General features: G+C 43.3%; 13 protein-coding genes. 6 read left to right on the top strand and 7 right to left on the bottom strand.

What is annotated here, in order from left to right:
- Nucleotides 1-32: 32 nt before the first annotated feature.
- Nucleotides 33-2,684, bottom strand: a complete 2,652-nt coding sequence (gene leuS / locus HFD85_RS03265; protein ID WP_167605169.1) for a leucine--tRNA ligase — start codon at nucleotides 2,682-2,684, stop codon at nucleotides 33-35.
- 147 nt (nucleotides 2,685-2,831) lie between these two features.
- Nucleotides 2,832-3,458 carry a hypothetical protein gene (locus HFD85_RS03260; protein WP_167605168.1) on the bottom strand — a complete coding sequence of 209 codons (627 nt, stop codon included), beginning with the start codon at nucleotides 3,456-3,458 and terminating at the stop codon, nucleotides 2,832-2,834.
- Nucleotides 3,459-3,779: 321 nt separating this feature from the next.
- Between HFD85_RS03260 and gdhA the strand changes: the two genes are divergently transcribed.
- The 6 genes from gdhA to HFD85_RS03230 all read left to right on the top strand — a co-directional run bounded on the left by gdhA (nucleotide 3,780) and on the right by HFD85_RS03230 (nucleotide 12,599).
- Nucleotides 3,780-5,135, top strand: coding sequence for an NADP-specific glutamate dehydrogenase (gdhA, locus tag HFD85_RS03255; RefSeq protein ID WP_167605167.1), 1,356 nt, complete (start codon nucleotides 3,780-3,782; stop codon nucleotides 5,133-5,135).
- A 210-nt stretch (nucleotides 5,136-5,345) separates the two neighbouring features.
- A complete protein-coding gene (locus tag HFD85_RS03250; protein WP_167605166.1) occupies nucleotides 5,346-7,745 on the top strand; it encodes a TonB-dependent receptor plug domain-containing protein in 2,400 nt (799 codons plus the stop codon).
- 180 nt (nucleotides 7,746-7,925) lie between these two features.
- Nucleotides 7,926-8,561 carry a DNA-3-methyladenine glycosylase family protein gene (locus HFD85_RS03245; RefSeq protein WP_167605165.1) on the top strand — a complete coding sequence of 212 codons (636 nt, stop codon included), beginning with the start codon at nucleotides 7,926-7,928 and terminating at the stop codon, nucleotides 8,559-8,561.
- Between the two features lie 54 nt (nucleotides 8,562-8,615).
- A complete protein-coding gene (locus HFD85_RS03240; protein ID WP_167605164.1) occupies nucleotides 8,616-9,428 on the top strand; it encodes a peptidylprolyl isomerase in 813 nt (270 codons plus the stop codon).
- Complete coding sequence (locus HFD85_RS03235; RefSeq protein ID WP_167605163.1) at nucleotides 9,425-9,904, top strand: hypothetical protein; 480 nt, start codon at nucleotides 9,425-9,427, stop codon at nucleotides 9,902-9,904. The genes HFD85_RS03240 and HFD85_RS03235 overlap by 4 nt, the downstream gene beginning before the upstream one ends.
- 79 nt (nucleotides 9,905-9,983) lie before the next feature.
- Nucleotides 9,984-12,599, top strand: coding sequence for a TonB-dependent receptor (locus HFD85_RS03230; protein ID WP_167605162.1), 2,616 nt, complete (start codon nucleotides 9,984-9,986; stop codon nucleotides 12,597-12,599).
- A 135-nt stretch (nucleotides 12,600-12,734) separates the two neighbouring features.
- Here the strand turns inward: HFD85_RS03230 and HFD85_RS03225 are convergent, their stop codons facing one another.
- The 5 genes from HFD85_RS03225 to HFD85_RS03205 form a co-directional block, all read right to left on the bottom strand.
- A complete protein-coding gene (locus HFD85_RS03225) occupies nucleotides 12,735-13,883 on the bottom strand; it encodes a tetratricopeptide repeat protein (RefSeq protein WP_167605161.1) in 1,149 nt (382 codons plus the stop codon).
- 60 nt (nucleotides 13,884-13,943) lie between these two features.
- Nucleotides 13,944-16,547: a M56 family metallopeptidase gene (locus HFD85_RS03220; protein WP_167605160.1), complete on the bottom strand. Its 2,604-nt coding sequence runs from the start codon at nucleotides 16,545-16,547 to the stop codon at nucleotides 13,944-13,946.
- Complete coding sequence (locus tag HFD85_RS03215; RefSeq protein WP_206081847.1) at nucleotides 16,544-16,918, bottom strand: BlaI/MecI/CopY family transcriptional regulator; 375 nt, start codon at nucleotides 16,916-16,918, stop codon at nucleotides 16,544-16,546. Before HFD85_RS03215 ends, HFD85_RS03220 begins: the two co-directional genes overlap by 4 nt.
- A 475-nt stretch (nucleotides 16,919-17,393) precedes the next feature.
- Nucleotides 17,394-20,669 (bottom strand): WD40/YVTN/BNR-like repeat-containing protein, encoded by a 3,276-nt coding sequence (locus HFD85_RS03210; RefSeq protein ID WP_167605159.1) that lies wholly within the window; start codon nucleotides 20,667-20,669, stop codon nucleotides 17,394-17,396.
- Between the two features lie 246 nt (nucleotides 20,670-20,915).
- Nucleotides 20,916-21,665 carry a LytR/AlgR family response regulator transcription factor gene (locus HFD85_RS03205; protein ID WP_167605158.1) on the bottom strand — a complete coding sequence of 250 codons (750 nt, stop codon included), beginning with the start codon at nucleotides 21,663-21,665 and terminating at the stop codon, nucleotides 20,916-20,918.
- Between the last annotated feature and the right edge of the window lie 2 nt (nucleotides 21,666-21,667).

Here is a 21,667-nt window from a genome sequence, read left to right as displayed (position 1 = left end):
GCCATCCCTTTCTGTTTATTTTGATTTCGATATTAACCTATTGCAATATTGATGATCTTTTTCGGCACAAAAATGAATTTCCGTACTGTTTTTCCTTCCATCCATTTCGCACAACGCTCGTCGGCCAGCACTGTTTTTTCGATCTCCTCTTTTGGCATATCCACCGGAAGTTCGATTTTAAAGCGCGTTTTTCCGTTAAACGAAACCGGGTACTCGTAAGTAGCTTCCTGCAACAGGCTTTCGTCAACTTCAGGCCACGGTTCGTAAGCCAGCGTTTCCGTATCACCATACATCGACCACAACTCTTCTCCCATATGAGGTGCATAAGGCGAAAGAATCTTCGCAAAAGTGCGTGCTGTTGCCTTTGTTACCTTGCCTTTTTTAATGGCCAGGTTATTAAACATCATCAGCGCTGCGATTCCGGTATTGAACTTCAGGTTTTCAATATCGAAAGCCACTTTTTTGATCGTTTGATGAAGCAGTTTCGCCACTTCCTTGTCTTCCTCTCCTTCTACAATATTTTCAGTGTTTGCGAAGAAACGGTAAGCGCGTGCCAGGAAGTTGAACACTCCTTTTACACCGTTCTCAGCCCATGGTTTACGCTCATCGAGTGGTCCCATAAACATTTCGTACAAACGCAGCGAGTCGGCACCGTAACGTTCGATCACATCATCCGGATTCACAACATTTTTAAGCGACTTCGACATTTTTGCCACAATTTGTCTCAGTTCTTCACCGGTTTCAGTATGGAAATACTTACCATCTTTCTCCTCCACCAAATCCGAGGCCACTTTGGCACCTGTTGAAGTTTCGTATGCAAAAGCCAGGATCATTCCCTGGTTAAACAGTTTCTGGAACGGTTCATCAGTAGAAACAACTCCCAAATCGAACAGCACTTTGTGCCAGAAACGTGAATAAAGCAAGTGCAGAACAGCGTGTTCGGCTCCGCCCACATACAAATCCACCGGCATCCAGTATTGTTCTTTTTTACCATCGAAAATACTGTCTTCGTTATTCGGATCGATGTAACGCAGGTAGTACCAGCACGAACCTGCCCACTGCGGCATGGTGTTGGTTTCGCGGCGTCCTTTTCGTCCGTTTTTATCAGTAACGGTCAACCAATCACCGGCATTTGCCAGTGGCGATTCACCGCTTTCGCTCGGTTTGTATTCTTCCAGTTCGGGCAATTGCAATGGCAGATTTTCATCTTCCACTAAAGTTACTTCACCATCTTCCCAGTGAATAACCGGGAATGGTTCGCCCCAGTAACGCTGACGGCTAAACAGCCAGTCGCGCAATTTGAAATTTACAGTGGCTTTACCCAGACCGTTTTCTTCGAGCCAGGCAACAGTTTTATCTATACCTGCTGTTTTATTCAGGCCGTTAATATCGAGTCCGGTTTCGGCACTGGCAGAACGGATGTATTCTCCGTCTTCGGTCCAGCAGGCATCGCCGGCCAATACTTCGTCACGGTTTTCCGCATTTTTCGGATCGAGGATGCAAATCACCGGAATATTGAATTCCTTGGCAAACTCAAAGTCACGGGTATCGTGAGCCGGTACTGCCATAATGGCTCCGGTACCGTAGCCCATTAAAACATAGTCGGCCACCCAAATTGGGATCAATTCCTTATTGACAGGATTCACCGCGTATCTTCCGGTAAAAACACCGGTTTTTTCTTTCGCCAGATCGGTACGATCCAGATCCGATTTCAACGCAGCAGCTTTTATATATGCTTCAACCGACGAACGTTGTTCATCAGTAGTGATTTCATTTACCAGGGCATGTTCCGGTGCAATTACCATGTAGGTGGCTCCGAACAAGGTATCAGGGCGTGTGGTGTAAACCCGCAGGTTTTTATCCAAACCATCGATCCGGAAATCGACTTCAGCACCGGTTGATTTGCCAATCCAGTTGCGTTGCATGTCTTTTACACCTTCCGGCCAGTCAACTCCTTCGAGACCGCTCAGCAAACGTTCGCCATAATGCGGAATACGGAGCAACCATTGTTTCAGGTTTTTGCGAACTACCTGGTGTCCGCATTTTTCGTGCGAACCATCTGTCAGCACCTCTTCGTTGGCGCAAACCGTTTTACATGAATCACACCACCAAACCTGTGCATTATCGTAATAAGCCAGGCGTTTTTCGCTGATGTATGTTTTTACGGCTTCCTCGCCCTGAACTTTTACTGCTTCAGGAATTACCAATTCCGAGATCGGACGGCCTTTTTGCTGTTCCTCATCAAAATAGGTATCGTAAAGTTTTTTGAAGATCCACTGTGTCCATTTGAAATATTTCGGATCGGTAGTGTTTATCTCCCTGTCCCAGTCGTAGCTCAAACCTATGGCTTTAATCTGGCGACGGAAATTATCGCAGTTCTTTTGTGTTGTAATCGCTGGGTGCGTACCGGTTTGAATGGCATATTGCTCGGCCGGCAAACCAAAGGCATCATATCCCATCGGGTGCAGCACATTAAAGCCTTTCATCCGCTTGTAACGGCTCAGAATATCCGTTGCGGTATAACCTTCAGGGTGCCCTACGTGCAATCCCGCTCCCGAAGGGTACGGAAACATATCGAGGATATAATATTTTGGCTTAGAATAATCGTCGACCGTTTTAAATGTTTTGTTTTCTTCCCAATAGCGCTGCCATTTCGGCTCAATTTCTGCGAATTTATATTCCATTTTTCTTTATTGAACAGGATTCTGAATTAAAGCCGCAAAGATAAGTATTTTGTTGGATGGCATCGCTCCAAAGCGATGCTATCCATTTTTTGAACCGTAAATTCCCAAAAAACAAAAAATATTGCAGGTACCGGATGATTTTCATTTTTACGATTCCAAATGCAGATAATCACGCTCACTTTGAAAATAATTATGAAATCTTACAAAGCCATCCACCCCATCGAACAAATCCAATCCAATTTTCCGATAAACAGAACTGGATTTGTTGGAAAGATAAGCCTGAAACGAGCTGAATTTATACGTTTTGAAATTCTTGCAGAAACCGTGTTTCTGAGGATTATAATGGATGTAAAAAAACAGATATTTTAAGTGGTCGTCTTCTTCAAGTAAAATTCGTTTGAAATTCCTGTTAAAAAGACCACCTGTCCGTTTCTCCTGACGATTTATTGCCTGCGAATATGAAATAAACAAACGCCGGAATTTTTCTGATGCAAGCCTTCCAATTTCCGCCTCATCTGTAATACTGGTAACTAACTGACCTTTAGCATCCATTATATCAAGTGATTCTCTAATTCTCAAAAGAAGGTGAAAATGATTAGGCAACAGACAATATGCCAAAACTTCAACAGAATCCAACAGGTACTTTTTTAACAATGCTAAAAAGTATTGGTAGTTTTCTGGCTGAAAAAAAATATTTCCCTTATTAGCACCTCGATTGTAAATATGATAGTAACCTCCACCTACCAACGGAGTAATAGTTTCTACAGATGGCATTTTTTATCTTGAAAGTAGGGAAATATTTATAAGAAAGCAACAAGGTATATGAACCGAGCATGTTACCTTTTTATTCTCAAAACATTTCAATTTCAAAACTGAAACATTAACGGATACGGATAGCATCCAGCCTCCCCGGCAATGGATACCATCCTATATTACACATTCCACAGAAATTGAACACATTGGTTAGGAATTAATATCTCACCAATAAAAAAAGTATCAAATTGTTTTTCCGACACATTATCAACATGCTGAAAAACAAATACATAAGAACATTTTTTTTTCGTAATTTAACTGCATAATACAAAATACAGAACAATGAACACCAAGAACAGCAAGTCTTTTGTGGATGACTTCATGGCATACGCTAAAAGTAAGGATCCGGGACAACCTGAATTTCACCAGGCTGTACATGAAGTAGTAGAATCGCTGGCCGATTATTTACTGGACAATCCGCGTTACCTTCATGCTAAAATCCTGGAACGGCTGATTGAGCCCGAACGCATTATTCAGTTCCGTGTTCCGTGGACTGATGATCGCGGAAACATTAACATCAACAGGGGTTTTCGTGTTGAAATGAACAGCGCGATTGGTCCCTACAAAGGCGGCTTGCGTTTTCACCCAACGGTTAACCAAAGTATTCTGAAGTTCCTGGCTTTTGAGCAGGTTCTCAAAAACAGTCTGACTTCGTTGCCAATGGGCGGTGGAAAAGGTGGTTCTGATTTCGATCCGAAAAATAAATCGGATAACGAAGTGATGCGGTTCTGCCAAAGTTTTATGACGGAACTTTCGCGCCACATTGGACAATATACCGATGTTCCGGCCGGTGACATTGGCGTTGGCGGACGAGAAATCGGTTTTTTGTTCGGACAATATAAACGATTGCGCAACGAATTCACGGGAGTACTTACCGGGAAAGGTGTAGAATGGGGTGGATCGCTGATACGCCCCGAAGCCACCGGATACGGAGCTGTTTACTTTGCTGAGGAGATGATGAAAACCCGGGGAGAAAGTTTTAAAGGAAAAACAGTTGCCATCTCCGGCTCGGGTAATGTGGCCCAGTTTGCCTGCGAAAAAGTACTCGAGCTTGGTGGGAAAGTTGTCACACTTTCCGATTCAAGCGGTTCAATCCACGATCCTGATGGAATTGACACTGAAAAACTGTCTTACGTGATGGAACTAAAAAATGCACACCGTGGACGAATCAAGGAATACGCCGAAAAATATGGAGTACCGTACCTCAAAGGTCAACGCCCGTGGAGTATAAAATGCGATGTAGCATTGCCATGTGCCACCGAAAATGAGATTAACCTCGAAGAAGCCAAAACGCTGATAACCAATGGTTGCTTTGTTGTAGCCGAAGGTGCCAACATGCCGAGTAACGAGGAAGCAGTTCATCTCTTTTTGGCAACTAAAATACTTTATGGACCTGGAAAAGCTGCCAATGCCGGAGGTGTGGCAGTATCGGGACTGGAAATGACGCAAAACAGCATGCGCCTGGCCTGGAGCCGCGAAGAGGTAGATACCAAACTACATTCAATCATGAAAAACATTCATGAAATGTGTGTAAAATATGGCTCTGAATCTTCCGATTTTACCAACTATGTAAAAGGAGCTAACATTGGCGGCTTTGTAAAAGTAGCCAATTCAATGATGGCTCAGGGACTGGTATAAAAAGAACTAAATTCTCATTTCAGATAAATCCGGATTGATCTTTCAGTTCGGTTTTTTTTCTATCAGCTGTCTATCTGTTATTTACACCAACCAATAAAAGACCGAAGATATTCTCATCAATCTTAAATTCGTATTGCGGCTATAATTAGATAAAAAGGTATGATTTTTGTTATCCTTGCGCGAAGATGAACCAAGTCTGATTCGTATTTTATGCAAAAACAACTACTGACCTTTGTACTGTTACTTCTTACATCTACACTATTCAGCCAGGAACTGGTTACCGTTATCGACGCTAAAAACGGCAGCCCGGTTGAAGGTGTTCTTTTAATTTCAGAAAAACATACCACGCAAACCGATGGTAAAGGGAAAGCCAGGCTCGACGGATTCAAGGAAGATGAAAGCATTAAGTTTCAACATTCATCGTTTTTAAGCACAACCAGTACCCGAAATAAAATTGCTAAACACGGGAATGTTATACTGTTGATCGAGAATCCCATAAAAATTGACGAAGTGGTTATCTCGGTGAATCGCTGGGCAGAATCAAAATCGGAGATCCCTCACCTGATAGAAACCATCGGCCCGGAAGACGTCCTGAATTACAGCCCGCAAACTACTGCCGATCTGCTGGGATCGAAAGTGGGAATCTTTATCCAGAAAAGTCAGATGGGTGGTGGAAGCCCCATGATACGCGGTTTTTCGGCCAATCGTGTTCTGATTGTGGTGGATGGGATCAGAATGAACAATGCCATTTATCGCAGTGGAAACCTGCAAAACGTAATAGCGATCGATGCCAACAGCCTGGAAAGCACCGAAGTTATTTTTGGCCCCGGTTCAGTGATCTATGGAAGCGATGCGCTTGGTGGTGTAATGAGTTTTAATACCCTGTCGCCAAAACTTTCTACCAGCGACAAACCGGAATCATTCGGGAAGATCTACTCACGTTACTCCAGTGCCAATTTCGAAAAAACAATACACGGTTCGTATAATCTGGGAGGTAAAAAATGGGCGGCTGTCATCAGTACAACTTATACCGGTTTCGACGATTTGCGCATGGGAAGCTCAGGACCTGATTCGTACCTTCGCCCGGAATATGTATTGGATGAAAAATACACCGGAGAAGACAAGACCGTTCAGAACAGCAATGATAAAATTCAAAAATATACCGGGTACAACCAGTTTAACATTATGGGAAAACTGCGTTACCGCCCAAGCGAAAAATGGGATTTTGTATTGAGCGCCCATCACTCGCAAACAGGTGACATTCCGCGCTACGACCGCCTGATCCAATACAGTGGAGATAAACTTACTTATGCCGACTGGTATTATGGACCTCAAATTTGGTCAATGTTGTCAGGGCGTGTGGCCTACACGCAACAACATCTGCTTTTCGACCGGATGAGTTTGTTGTTGGGCTACCAGGGATATACCGAAAGCCGGAACGACAGAAAAGTGAACAAAGACTGGTTACGCAGCCGTGAAGAAGATCTGGACATTTTCTCTTTCAACCTCGATTTTGGAAAGGCATTCGATACGAAAGCGGAATTGTTTTATGGTGTTGAAGGCTACCTGAATAATGTAGGATCAACCGGCGTTTCCCAAAATCTGCTCAACGACGAAACCAGGGACATTGCACCGCGTTATCCCGACGGATCGCTTTACCAGAGTATTGCTGCTTATTATTCATTCAAATACAACATCAGCCCGAAACTCATTTTCCAGGTTGGTTCCCGTTTTACGGTCACTCAACTCGAAGGAACCTTCGATCCGGAATATTATAATTTCCCTTTCGACGGATTCGACATGCAGAATTCGGCTTTCAACGGTAACCTGGGTTTGGTGTGGCATCCAACGCCTGAGTGGCAGATTAACCTGCACGGATCAACCGGTTTCCGTTCGCCCAACATCGACGATGTGGCCAAGGTTTTCGATTCGGAACCCGGTAACGTGGTTGTTCCGAATCCGGACTTGAAACCCGAGTATGCCCGCAATTTTGAGATTAATGTTCTGCGAAACATCAACGACAAAGCTAAAATTGAATTCACCGGCTTTTATACCTGGTTGAAAGATGCCATGGTTCGCCGTGACTTTAGTTTGAACGGCCAGGATTCAATTTTGTACGATGGCGAAATGAGCAAGGTGGAAGCGCTGGTGAATGCCGAGTCGGCAAAAATTTACGGACTGAATGTGAACGTCGAGTTTCTTTTCAATCATCACATGAGAACCCGTCACGACATCAGTATCACCAAAGGCGAAGATTCGGAAGGCCTCCCGATCAGACACGTTCCGCCGACTTTTGGCAGTTCGCATCTGATCTACGAAAATCAACTTTGGTTTGTCGACCTGTATGTGAACTACAATGGCAAACTCGATTTTGACGAACTGGCTCCCGACGGACAAAACAAACCACATTTATATTTGCCCGACGAAAATGGGAATCCATATTCGCCGTCGTGGTGGACCATCAACCTGAAATCGAATTACAAGCTCAGTCAGAAGGTAACTTTAAGTGCCGGGCTCGAAAATATACTCGACAAACGCTATCGGCCATATTCTTCAGGAATAGTTGCTCCGGGAATAAATGCATCGATTTCGGCGCTTGTTAAATTCTGATAGTCCGAATGTTCCGTAAAATCCCCTTTCTAAGATCAAAAGTCTGATAATAAATAAAACTATTTACCGTTTTTTTAGTCAGAAGGCAGAAATTCAATCAGAGAAGATTTAGTTTATTTAATTCGGTATTGCCTTCAAAGGGAGATGCGTGTCATCTCCCTTTTTGTTTTATTTTAGGGCATGAAGAAAATTAAAAACGAAGCCGAATTTAAATTGCTTTGCGATTGGTGCACCGAAAAAGAGCCCAGGCTGGCCTCGGTGATCAGTGAATACGATTACCCGCCTTTCTGGCACCGCGATCCCAATTTTGCCACGCTGGTGCTCACCATTCTCGAACAGCAGGTTTCGCTGGCTTCGGCAAAAGCTGCCTACCTGAAATTGCTTGATCGGATTGTAGATATAACACCCCAAAACCTGCTAAAACTTAGCGACCAGGAACTCTGGGAATGCTATTTCAGCAGGCAAAAAATTCAATACACCCGCATACTTGCTACCGAAATTGTTGAAGGCCGCCTTGATCTGCAGCAGATCAATCAGCTCGACGAACAGCAAATTCGTGAGAAGTTGATCCACCTGAAAGGCATTGGCAACTGGACTGTGGATATGTATGTTTTAATGAGTCTGCATTTTTCCGACATTTTTCCTCCGGGAGATCTGGCAACAATAAAAGCCGTATACGAACTCAATCTTGTTCCTGCCGAAGCTTCGAAAGAGCAAATTGTGGAATACATGAAACGCTTTTCGCCTTACCGTTCGGTAGCAACGTATATTTTGTGGCACGCCTACATCGAAAAGCGCAAATTAACGCTGGAATAAACACCCCAAAAACCACCAAATTTAGTAGATTTGACTAGCATCAAAAACAAAACCATGTCGCACTTCAAATACCTCGTCCTAATACTTGGCCTGCTCTACGCTTGTTCTTCACAGAAAAAACAAAAACCGGTAAAAATTGAACTGGCTACCAGTTATGGTAATGTGATACTCGAATTATCGGATGAAACACCTCTTCACCGCGATAATTTTGTGAAGCTCACAAATGAAGGCTATTTCGATGGCATGCTTTTTCACCGGGTCATCAATGGTTTTGGAATTCAATCGGGCGATCCCGACAGTAAAACGGCAAAGCCCGGCGAAGCTCTCGGGAACGGAGGCCCTGTTTATACGATTCCGGCGGAAATTAATACCGAACTTTTCCATAAACGTGGTGCCTTAAATGCTGCCCGCGATAACAATCCCGACCGCGCCTCGGCAGGTTCACAGTTTTTTATTGTTCAGGGTAAAGTACAAACCGACAGCACCTTGGAACGATCAGAAAAAAGGATCAACAATTGGCTGGCGGAATATTATTTTGTTAACGATCCGACCAACAAAGCCATTCGCGATTCATTTGAAACGGCCATGAAAGCTGAAAACGAACAGGCCTATATGAAATGGGCCGACAGCATTCAATCGGGAGGAAAAAGCTACACCAATTTCGAACGTTATTCCTATCCGGAAGCACACCGCGAGGTTTATAAAACCATTGGCGGTGCCCCACACCTCGATCAGAATTATACGGTTTTTGGTGAAGTAATCGAGGGAATGAACATTGTAGATTCGATTGCGGCACAGCCAGTCGATTCACTGGATCGCCCTTTAAACGATGTAAGAATTATTACTGCACGGATTGTTGAAGAATGACGATCAATAACAAAATAACACCTTTTCTGACAGGTCCTTATATTTTCTTCGGATTGATATTTGTAATTACCGGCCTGCTCAGTCTCTTCTCGGCCCAATGGTGGTTTGCAGCATTCAACCTCATAATTGCCGGATATCTGTTTGGTACTTTTTCAGGAGTGGAAATCAACACCGAAGCCAGAAAATTCAAAGCTTACAATAAACATTTTGCATTGTTTAAATCAGGTCGGTGGCAAAACCTCGACGATTACCTGGGCGTTACTTTGGTACCCATTAAAAAGGTGCTTACCATGTACAGCCGCTCCAATCGGGTGAATTCTTCGCAGAAAATAGAATACCGGATCTACCTCGTAAATAAAGCCAAAAAGCCAGCCATCGAAATAAAAACCTGCAAAACGCCCGAACTCGGTCAGCAAAGCCTCGATGAGTTTTCTATCTGGCTAAAAATGCCTGTTTATTCCATTCCTCACCATTAATATTTCTTCAGCCCCAAAATTCTCCATATATTATTCCTTCAACTTTTGCGTTATTTAGGATAGCATTAAAATTGTTCTTATGAGAATTCTCCTTTCAGCATTAATAATACTTGTATTTTCGTCAGCTACTTACGGCCAGGCAAAAAAAAGAGGTCAGGTTAAGCGAAAATACCGCAATACCGAAACTGTCTCGAGGGAACTTCCTCCCGTGATCATTCGCGGCGCTGTTTACGACGAGAACTATGTTCCGCTTCCCGGAGCCCATGTCACAATTGACGGAACGAGCAAAGGTGTGAATACCAATGAGGATGGCGAATACCTCATTCTCGGGCTGGTTACCGGACGCGCGCGGGTAAGGGTATCCTTTATCGGTTACGAAACCCACACTGCCGACATAATTCTTCGGGCCGGACAAAACGAGAAGAACGTTATGCTGCAGCTTGATAATGTGCACCTGGAGCCGGTTTTGGTAAATGCACAAAAACGCGAGCAACAAATCATGGATGTTCCTACGGCCATTGCCTCGGTGACTGACAACATGTTGGAACAATCGAACATTACCGAACTCAGCCAGTTGAGCGAATTTGTGCCGGGACTGTATATTCGGGAGCAGGGAGCGAACCGTCCAACCTTTGTTATCCGTGGATTGACCAGCGATGAAGTAAGCCCGAGTGCACAGCCGCGTGTATCGGTTTATTTCAACAGCGTTCCCATCAACCGTGCGAGCGGGGCTTCTCTCGAATTATACGAGATGGAACGTGTTGAAGTACTGAAAGGACCGCAAAACACGTTCTTCGGGCGAAATGCACAAGCCGGTGCTCTTCATTACGTCAGCAAGATGCCAACCAGCGATTTGTACGGAAGTTTGACCGCAGGTATTGGCGACTACGGACACAAGGAAGTAAGTGGTTTTGTTAATGTCCCGATTTTTGAGGATAAACTGATGATTCGCGCAGCCGGTAGTTACAACATGCACGATGGTTATGTTGAAAATACTTTTGGCGGCGACTTGATGGGAAAAGAGACAATTGCCGGAAGGTTTTCAACACGTTTTCGTCCGGCATGGAATCACAGAGTCGACCTGGTTTTGAACTACCAGAAAGATAAATCTCCCGGCATTGCTTTTATGCCTGCCGATCTGCCAAACACGAATGGCGACATCGGTATTTTCAGCGGTGTGGCGTCGCACGAACAGGGCAAGAACCTGGGAACAGGAAAGGAATTGTTTGATGCTACACTGAATTATCGTTTTTACGTTAACGAGCAAACATACTGGACTTCGATCACCTCGTACCGCAAGCTCGATGCCAATGCCCGCTGGGACGGCGACGGAACTGCAGCGGCAGCTATCGATATGGCAGAAACCAGTGCAGCGTCGCAATTCTACCAGGAAATCCGAGGCAATTTTTCGAACAGCAGACTGACCGGTGTGATAGGCGCAAGCTACTGGCAGGAAAAGGCCGATCAACGCTACTGGTTCTCGACAAACGAACAACACCTGGCGAACCTTATGTTAGCCTCTCCTCCACTGCCGCTCGTTGATGCAAATGGGCAACCGAATTCCATTCCGGTTATTCCCAATTACGATCCGGTTCTGGATACAACATTCTATATTCCGCTGCCAACAACGCACGAAGAAGACAATTACAGCAAGGCAAAAAACATGGCTGCCGAAGCTTTCTTTGATATTACATACCAGCTTACGCGCAAGTTTTTTGTTTCGGCAGGCGTTCGTGGCGTTTACGACCGCTACAAACTGTCGAACGAAGCAGCATTTGTGGGTGGTGAAGCTTCTACCCTTGGTTCGTTCACAGGGAATTACCCCAATGTATTTTTTCTCCCCGGCGAACGTCAGGAAATTAAAAAGAACACGTTGTCGCTTACCTGGCAGGGAGGCTTAAAGTACCGCTTTAACGAATATGGAAATGTATTTGCGAACTATGCACGCGGCCGCCGGCCAAATGTGCTGCAGTTCACCTCTACCGGCGAAGAAGAAGTTTTGGATGCCGAAATACTCGATAATTTTGAGCTGGGTGTAAAAGGCGTTTATTTCGACCGGATTTATCTGGATGTTACCGGTTTCTATCAACTCTACAAGAACTTTCAGACGCAGGCCTGGGTAGCTGATCCCGAATCGGGTGAATTCAACCTGAAATTTAAGGACAGCGGACAAGCAACATCCTATGGCGCAGAAGCAAATCTGAGGGTGGCGATCATTAAACAACTCGATTTTTTTGCCAATTATGCCTGGCTGAAAACCGCATTCGATTCAACCGATGTTGACGGAGTGGCACAGGAATATTCCGGCAATGTTTTCAGAATGGCACCTGACCACAGTTTTAATGTTGGATTAAGTGCAAGGGTTAATATACTTCCGGTAATGCAACTGTTTGTTACGCCCTCGTATGCCTGGAAATCGCACATCTACTTTGAAGATGCTAACTCGCCGGGATTGGAACAGGATGCCTATGGCATTCTGAATATCAACGGCGGACTTGCCATGTCGGATCCCAACATAATTCTTTCGGTTTGGGCAACCAATGTGCTCGATGAGCAATTTATAACCAGCGCCGGAAACACAGGAAGCTTGTTTGGAGCACCAACTTTTGTACCCGGCCCTCCCAGAATGGTAGGAGCAAAACTTACCTGGAATTTCAGCAAAAAAGAAAAACGACGTTCGAGGATATTTAATTAACCTCTATAAAAAAGCCCGGCTCTCCGGGCTTTTTATTTAACCATTATTTACCAACTTATGAGTAAATTTCATTGTCCTTAAGATTTCTTAATTTTCTAATACTTTTCCACAATAAGTACTTTTTAGTTTCATGTATTACTCCCCTGCTATAGTTTGATATTTCTCCATCAGCTTTAGCCTTAAATACAATGTCTTCAAAGTTTCTTTAATCGTAACATCACTCGGATCTAACTGATGGCATTTCTCGATGTAAGGCAACGACTTTCCCCACCATATCCTGGATTTATCAATCTCGTTTTGATACGCTACTTCATCATTTATTGGAACCTTTCCGGCCAATTCAACCTGCTTAACACCACGGTTATAATAAATTACCCCAAGATTGTATAGGGCCATTATGTTTTCTGGCTTTATCGTTAATGCCTCTTCATAAAAATTAATAGCATTTTCCTCGTCGCCATTTTTTTTATACAAGTCTCCTTTTATCAGATAATAATTAACCTCTGGATTATTCTCAATAGCCATATCCAAGTATTTTATAGCTTCATCTCTACTATCCAATTCTAAAAGAATTTGAATCAACTCGTTCATTATTCCAACATCATTTTGATAAATGCTAAAACCTTCCTTTAGAGTTTCCAAGGCATTTAATGAATCCTTTATATTTTTGTATGCTTTGGCAGACCATATATATGAAGCTTCAGGATTATAGCCCAATTGTGATGTTTGTTTAAAGTATTTTATGGCTTTATCGAATTGTTCAGCATTTAATGCTGCCAATCCACAGTTGTAAATAATTGCTGTGTCGATAAAACTATCATCGGAATGAAACACTGACATCTCGTAAATTTCCAAAATTTGTTCAAATTTCTTTACGGCATCAACATAAGCACTATCATTGTAGTCTGTAATTGCCTCTTTTTGAAGATCGTTGATCAGTAAGGTTAAATTAACTTTTAAACTTTTCGAGAACTTATTGTTTAAATCCAAGGCCATTGCCCTTTTGTATGAATTAAACGCCTCGGTTAAAGGATCATCGGTAATTGATTTAAGTTTCTTGTCATTCGCCTGAAATATTTCGCCCCTGACCTGCCAGGTTCGCGGCCAATTAATGGATCTTGATGATTTTTCGCTGGTTGAATCAGTAGCAATTTGAATACATTCCAATGCCCTGTCCAGATCCCCGGATTCTAAATAATTGGCGGCTTTATTTACCTGCCCTTTTTGTGCAAATAATGCATAACAAACCACTACCATAGCAATGGTAATACCAAAACGTTTCATTGGTCTAATTCTTTATGTTAATGATATAGTGATAACTACAGATTGCCTAAGTCAGAAGCATCAATTCTGACGCGTACGGACATCCACTTTTAGAAAACCTGCTTCAATCAGCGCATTTTTAACAGCCTCAATATCTTCCGACGTTGCATTTTCATCCGGTGTGATACCGGCGTACAAACTCCGATTACCTTTTCCTGAAAGAAATTTTTTAGCTTCCCGTTTTGCTTTTTCCAATTCAGGAGAATTTCCCGACCAACCAAACCAAAACATGTTAACCGATTCGCCGATCTTTGTTCCTGGTTCTGTTTCCCTTACTGAGTGCCTTTCAATGCTATAACCAACCTGGTTAATGTTTGCTTTTCTAAGAACATTTAATACCGTTTCTGATTGAAGATAAGTAACATCGTCTTCAAGGGTTAAAACAACATTGGTTTCCCCAGGCTGTTTTCCGATTTGGTTTATCTTGGTTTCAAACGCGTTCAGGTTGTATTCTTTGTTATCCAGATCAATTTTCCCATTGGCTTTTAACAGAATTTTGTGTTGCGCAGTGGAAACCGGTTCCTGCTCCAATTTCAGAACCGTTGTACTTACTTTTACAAACGGAACCTGGTTCAGTTCATTGAGAACGGCACGCAATCTTTCTTTCGGGACATCGCTAAAAGACAAAACGGAAATCGTTGTTTTATCACCCATTGATTTTAAATATTCTTCAACTTCCTGTTTTACGTTTTCAACGGTAGATACTTTGTTAAAAACCTCGAATTTATCAGGATAAACTCTCACATCGTATTTTCCAATATGTTGCGAAGAAGATGTATCATCTGAGGCCCTTCTAAAATTTGCGTTTTTTATCCCGGTAAAAAACAAAGTTTCTTTTACCTCGGCAACAACCTTATCACTGGCCCCGTTTTCGACGGTTACATTTACTCCCTGTTCGTGATTAGTTCCGGTTTTTCGATTTCCTTCATTAACCAAATTTCTCCGTTGTGCCAAATACTCCTTTAGTTCTTCGATTGTAAGTTCTTTGTTTTCTATTAGCTGCCATTTTTCATCCTTTGCTTTTGGCTCGACGTAATATCTTTCAACATAAATAGCTCCTTCTTTTGTAATTTTTACATTAACAAACGGTGGTGGCGGTGGCGGTGGAGCTACTGAACTCGTAACCTTTGGCTCCATAATCGAAAACCGCACCGGAAGCATTTGATTGATCACATTTTTCTTCTCAGCAGACAAGGAGAAATAATCCTGTTTGAATTCTGCCTGCGACAATTGTTGACGCTTTTCAAGATAAATTTTCCCAATGGAGCGAAGCATTTTATCTACAAAAGCTTTATCTGTTTCAGCATCGTATCGCAAGGTAATTACCCCTCTAGAGATTTTCACATCTCCCACTAATGGCAGATTTTTGGTAATGACTTCTGGCCCGTTTTTCACTTGTTCAAAAGGCGGATTTCCGTTTAAGAATTTCGTTACTCCATCAAGCACTCCATCAATAGTTGCGAAGGAACCACAGGCTAAAATCCGACTTTCCCGGTTAACCAGAATCGTCATTATATTCTCTGACGGTATTGGATCGCCGTGTTTTGTCTTATCATATTTCGGAAACCGCTCTTGATTGCTCTCCGGGGGTGGAGGTGCCACCTCAAATTGGTTCATCTCCAGTCCGTCGTTTATTTTCGACAGGTGCTGAATGCTCCAGTTATCGAGCCAAACTTCCGAACTGTCTTTCTGAACACCTATTGTAGGTACCAGATCACTGATTTTATTAGGAATCATCTCAGGTCTTGCAAAAGCCTGTAAGAGCAGTGCCAACACCGGAACAAACAAAACCAGTTTCAGGCTTGTCCGGCGGCGATTTGTTTTCATGTGCATCATTTTGATTCGTTTTAAAATTGGTTTTTGTGTAAAATGGCTGGCCAGGGCAAAACGTCTTTCGCCTACGGCCTTTTTAAGAACCAACAGTTGGTATGTTTTTGCATCGATGCCTTTATTTAGTACGGCCTCATCGGCCTGGTATTCGTGTATCAGTTTCAGATCGCGGCGCAACAGCCACACCACCGGGTTAAACCAGAAAAGGGCCGCAAACAGCTCGCAGATCATCAGATCGAGCGCGTGTTTGTGCTGAATGTGTGCGTATTCGTGGGCCACCACAATATCATGGTTTTCGGTAAAATCCTTTTCCGACAAAACAATGTGCTGCAAAAAAGAGAAGGGCTGAATAAGATCTTTTACAATGGCCAAAACCACGTCCCTGAAGTTTTGTTTCTCGGCCCGGCGAATGAGCTGCATCACCCGCACCACCGAAAAGAGTACACGAACCACCAGCAGCCCGATTACCGACAGGTAAAACAACAGCCACAGGTTAAGCGGCGCTTTCGCGGGAGTTGGCTCACTCAGCGGTAGATTTTCGGTATAAATTACTAACTCGTTTGCTACGGGTGCAGCCACCCACTCGTGAATCGTTTCGAACTGCGGAATCACCTGTGTTTCGCGTATAAGTGGGATGTTGGCAAAAGGAAGGATTACCGATGTTAGCAAAATACCCAGCAATACAAAGCGGTTGGCAGTGTGCATTTTGTCGCGACAAACAGCCAGCTTAAACACTGCATACAACAGCGCCAGACTTACACTCGATTTTAGGAGCCAAACCAGGAATGGGTTCATTGCAGGTTGTTTTGTTGTTTTTCAATTTCTTCAATCAGTTTCTTCAGGTCATCGAGCGAAAGGTTTTCTTCTTCAACCAGCAGCGACACCACACTTTTATACGAGTTATTAAAGTATTTCTTCACCACATTCCCAAGTGTTCCCTTACTGTATTCTTCTTTGCTGACAATGGCAAAATAACGGTGTGTGTTTCCAAACTGCTCATGACCTACAAAGCCTTTTTCTTCGAGAGCCCGCACCATTGTTGAAAGGGTATTGTAATGCAGTTTCTGATCCGTGTATAATTCTTTGAGTTCTTTCACAAACATTGGGCCTTTCTCCCAGAAGTAGTTCATTATTTCCTCTTCTTTTTGTGTCAGTTTTTGCATCATGCTGATTTTTAGATTTAAACTACAAAACAAATATAACTATATTTTTTAGTTTTGCAACTATTTTTTATAGTTGCTAAACTATTTCACATAGTTAATCCATTCTCAAGTACGCTCGAATCATTTATTCCACTGAATAAATGAAGTAAAAATGTATGCACAGAAATTCAAATCAGTACGGGGCCTATTCGTAGGAGCACCAATTATGTCGCCCTACACAGTTAGCTTATTCCAATACTAAAAAGTAGTAATAAAGATGCTAAAATTGCGGCAATAACAAGCAGGGTTCTAACAACGGGGTCTTGCTTGTAAACCTGAATTAGTTCTTTGATGTTCATGTGTTTGCATTTTGGTTGTACATTTAACTAAAGGCTAAAAATAGAAAAAGATATTGATAAAACAAATTCACCCGATTTCTGTCATATGACCGAAATCGGGTGATCTGCTCGTAGCTCAAAGCACTTAGCTCAAAGCTATCTTATTCTTTCCAGTCGATCAGGCGCCCGGGTGTCCACGGAGCATTGATCTTGTTCAGCTCAGCTTCCAAAGCCGGAATATCTTTTTCAACAAGTTGTTTTAAGGCACTTAATACAGGTGGAAATTCTTCTTTCAAAATCTCGTAAGCCTGCTTTTCTGTAGTAGTAATTCCACTGGTCGATCCCATGTGGGTATAGGTAATGTTTCCAAGCCGATCGTTCAACGGTACTTGTGCCGGCGGAACTTCCTCGCCACTTGCTTTAGCAGGTAAACCGTTCATGGTAAAGTTGAGTTTTTCCAATTCAACACCCAATGCGCGGGCTTTGTCCATTAGTTCCTGGCTGGCACCCGGTGTGGCATAAATGGCCTGTTTGATATTCTCAACTTTATCAATATTCTCATTAATAACACGGCCGGCACCTACAACAGCGAGCGCCAGTTTGTTTACTTTTTCGGCGAATTCAACATTTTCGTTATAATCTTCGGCCGGAAGAACGGTATTATTGAGTTTTTTGCAAACAAAAGATACCGGTTCAACCAGCTCGGTCAACTCACCTTCGTGCCACATTTTTAATCCCACCTTATAGGTTCCGGGCATCACCATAATTCCTCGTCCGGTATTCGAAACCGGGTTGAATTTTCCACCAATTCGCGAATTAACAGTAGTAGCATAAGTCATGTTCCAGTTCACCCGGCTGATACCTTTTGAAGGTGCCTTGCTAAACTGGTCGATCACATTGCCATTGTTATCGTAAATGGTGAAAATCAGGTGTGTTTTTTCCTGCTGCTCTTCCAGTTGCAATTCCCTCCAGCTTGGCTGCGGAATCGGTTTTCCTTCTTTGAACAGCTCTTTTTCTTCTTCCTTTCTCAATTGCGCTTTGGTTTTTGGAACCTCTTTCAGGAAATAGGTAAAAGTGGCTCCGTATTCCGGATTGTCGGCAGTAAAATATGTGCTGCCCTGGTTGCTTTTACCACTGGTTTGAATAAACATCAGTGCATCTTTTATCGGGAAAATTTCTGCCTCACTATTTTCCAGTTCGGCACTCACCTGGCGCAACGGACTGTAATCGTCGAGAATATAAAAGCCACGGCCAAAAGTAGCAATCACCAAATCGCTTTCACGTTCCTGAATGGTAATATCGCGAACCGGAATAGTTGGCAGACCCGATTTCAGTTCCACCCAGTTTTCGCCATTATCAACAGTAAAGTAGATAGCAAATTCAGTACCCACAAACAATAATTCGGGGCGTAGGTAATCCTGCACAATCGTATAAACCGTACCATTTTCAGGGAGGTTGCCCGATATATTCACCCAGGTCTTCCCTTTGTCAGAACTCTTATACACGTAAGGCTTAAAGTCATCGCGTTTCAGGTTATCAAAAGTGGCGTATACCACATTTTCGTCAAAACGGTCGGCAGCAAGGTCACTCACTGTGGTATATTCTGGAACGCCGGGAAACGCTTTTACCTGTGTCCAGTCGTCACCACCATTTTCAGTTACCGAGATCACACCATCATCGGTTCCGGCATACAGCAAACCTTCCTTGATTTTTGACTCGTCGAGCGCAACAATAGTTCCCCACTGCGAGGTGGAAACATCTTTTGCCACGGCGTCAGATGGCCAGTATTTTCCCATCACCGGGAAAGAGTTTCGATCAACCTGTGCAGTTAGATCGTCGCTGATGACTTCCCATGTATTTCCACGGTCGTCGCTTCTGAAAACTTTATTGGCAGCTACATACAAACGAGTTTTCAGGTGCGGACTAACAATCAGCGGTGTATTCCAGTTCCACTTATATGTTAGCTCCCCTTTCCGTTCGCGGGGTTTGATACTGATTCTTTCGCCACTCTTTTTATCGTAGCGCGACATGTTTCCATACTGATATTCAGTGTAAACAATGTCGGGATTCCCCGGTTCGGTAGCTGCCCAGAAACCGTCGCCGCCCATGGTTACATACCATTCGTCGTTGACAACCCCGCTGCGGCTGATCGTGCGCGAAGGACCACCCATCGAATTGTTGTCCTGAGTTCCGCCATACACATTGTAAAACGGTTCGGCGTCGTCAACAAAAACACGATAGAACTGCGTAACCGGCAGATTTTCTTTAAAATCGAAGGTTTGTCCGGCATCCCAGGTTTCGTAAATACCACCGTCTCCACCAATAATATAATGGTCGGTATCGGCCGGATCGATCCATATCGCATGATCGTCAACATGACGGCCGCGGGTACTGATACTGCTCCAGTTTTTACCACCGTCAACCGTAACTTTCGAAACCGTTTCAGTGGAATACACTTTATCAACATCTTTCGGATCGCAAACAATTTCGTTGTAATACTGGCCGCTACTGTGGTAGTCGCTCATTTTCTCCCAGCTTTCGCCTTTATCTGTCGAGCGGAAGAATCCGCCTTTATCGTCGGCAGCTTCAACAATCAGGTAAACATAGTTAGGATCGACCGGTGAAACATCAATGCCCATTCCTCCAAGATGAACTCCCGGAAGGCCTTTCATGATCTTGCGCCAGTTTTCACCTCCGTCAGTTGATTTATAGACTGCTGATTCAGGTCCTCCGCCAATTTTCGTAAATGAAGTTCTGCGACGTTGCTCTGATGTGGCGTACATGATGTCGGGATTCGAAGGATCCATCACCACATTATTAACGCCTGTATTTTCACTAATCGACAGAACCTGGTTCCAGGTTTCACCACCGTCGGTCGATTTGTAAAGGCCACGCTCTTCACCCGGTCCCCATACCGAACCTTCGGCTGCCACAAAAACAACGTCAGAATTCCTCGGATCGATAACGATTCCTCCAATCTGGCGGCTTTCTTTCAGTCCCATATTTTTGAAAGACTTTCCACCATCGAGCGACTTATAAACCCCGTCGCCATATCCAAGGGCACGCTGGTGATTGTTTTCGCCGGTGCCAACCCAAACTACATTCGGATTGTTCGGGTCGAGTTCAACAATACCGATGGAATAAGATCCGTAGTTATCAAAAATCGGTTTCCAGGTGGTGCCATTGTTTTCGGTTTTCCAAACGTTACCACTGGCAACTCCCACGTAATATTCTTTTGGATTTTTTGGATTTACAGCAAAATCGGCAATACGCCCGCTGGCCCATGCCGGACCAATGCTGCGCCATTTAAGTCCACTCACCAGGCCCGAATTAATAAAGGGCTTGGCTTCTTCTTTCTTTTCCTCCTCTTTCTTTTTTGCAAAGATTACCGTAGAGGTTAAAAAAACGGCAATCAGAAACAGTGTCAGTTTTTTCATAAAGCAATTATTTATAGCGTTTTTGTATTTGAATGATCTGAAACACAGACAGCTTGAATAATCAGGTATTTTACGTTGGTACAGGTCATATGCAGCTGCTGAAGATAATAATTATCCCTTTTACAAAACAGCATAAAAGTCAGTAAAGGATTTTTGAGTCAGCTGAAGGTTGCGGCTAACAATAAAAAAAGCCTGCCTGGTTTCACCAGGCAGGCCTACAAATATCATTTGAATAGAATATTTCTTTTAAAAACTAAGCACGTCTTTTAAGTTTTTATAGCCTGTTTTACTAACCTTTAGTTTTGTTTTATCGTGAAGAATGACCACATACGACTCTTTTTCGTACTGCTGAATTTCACCTATCTCGTTTACCTTAACAATGTAGCTGCGGTGAATGCGCACAAAGTCCTTCGGATTCAGTGCATTTTCGAAATACTTCATGGTCTTTTGTTTCATCCAGCGGCCTTCGGTGGTATAAATCATTACGTAATCATCCATCGACTCGATGTACCGCACCGCATCTATCGGGGCGATATGAATTTTATGGCGGTCCTTAACCACTACCCTGTCGAGGTATTCTTCTTTTGGAAATTCACTGATTTTTTCTGCCACATCCGATTCTTTTCCTTCGGTTTGAATACGTTCCAGCACTTTTTCAACGGCTTCTTTCAAACGATCCTGCGAATACGGTTTTAGGAGGTAATCGGCGGCGTTGTAATCGAAAGCTTTTAATGCATACTGGTCGTAAGCCGTTGCAAATATGATCTGCGGTTTATGATCGAGCAACTCCAACATTTCGAAACCTGTGATTTTGGGCATCTGGATATCCAGAAAAACCAGGTCGGGTTTCAATTCATTGATCATTTTCACCCCTTCAAATCCGTTTTCACACTCGGCGATTAACTCGATGGCATCGATTTTCGCCAGAAAGGATTTCATCAGATTCCGGGCCAGTTCTTCGTCTTCAACGATTATGGTTCGCAATTTTTCAGTCATTT

Origin of the sequence: Maribellus sediminis (assembly GCF_011799805.1) — a bacterium.
Taxonomy (GTDB): Bacteria; Bacteroidota; Bacteroidia; order Bacteroidales; family Prolixibacteraceae; genus Draconibacterium; species Draconibacterium sediminis_A.
Note: the sequence above shows the minus strand (reverse complement) of the source record. Positions and strands in the feature narration are given on the sequence as shown.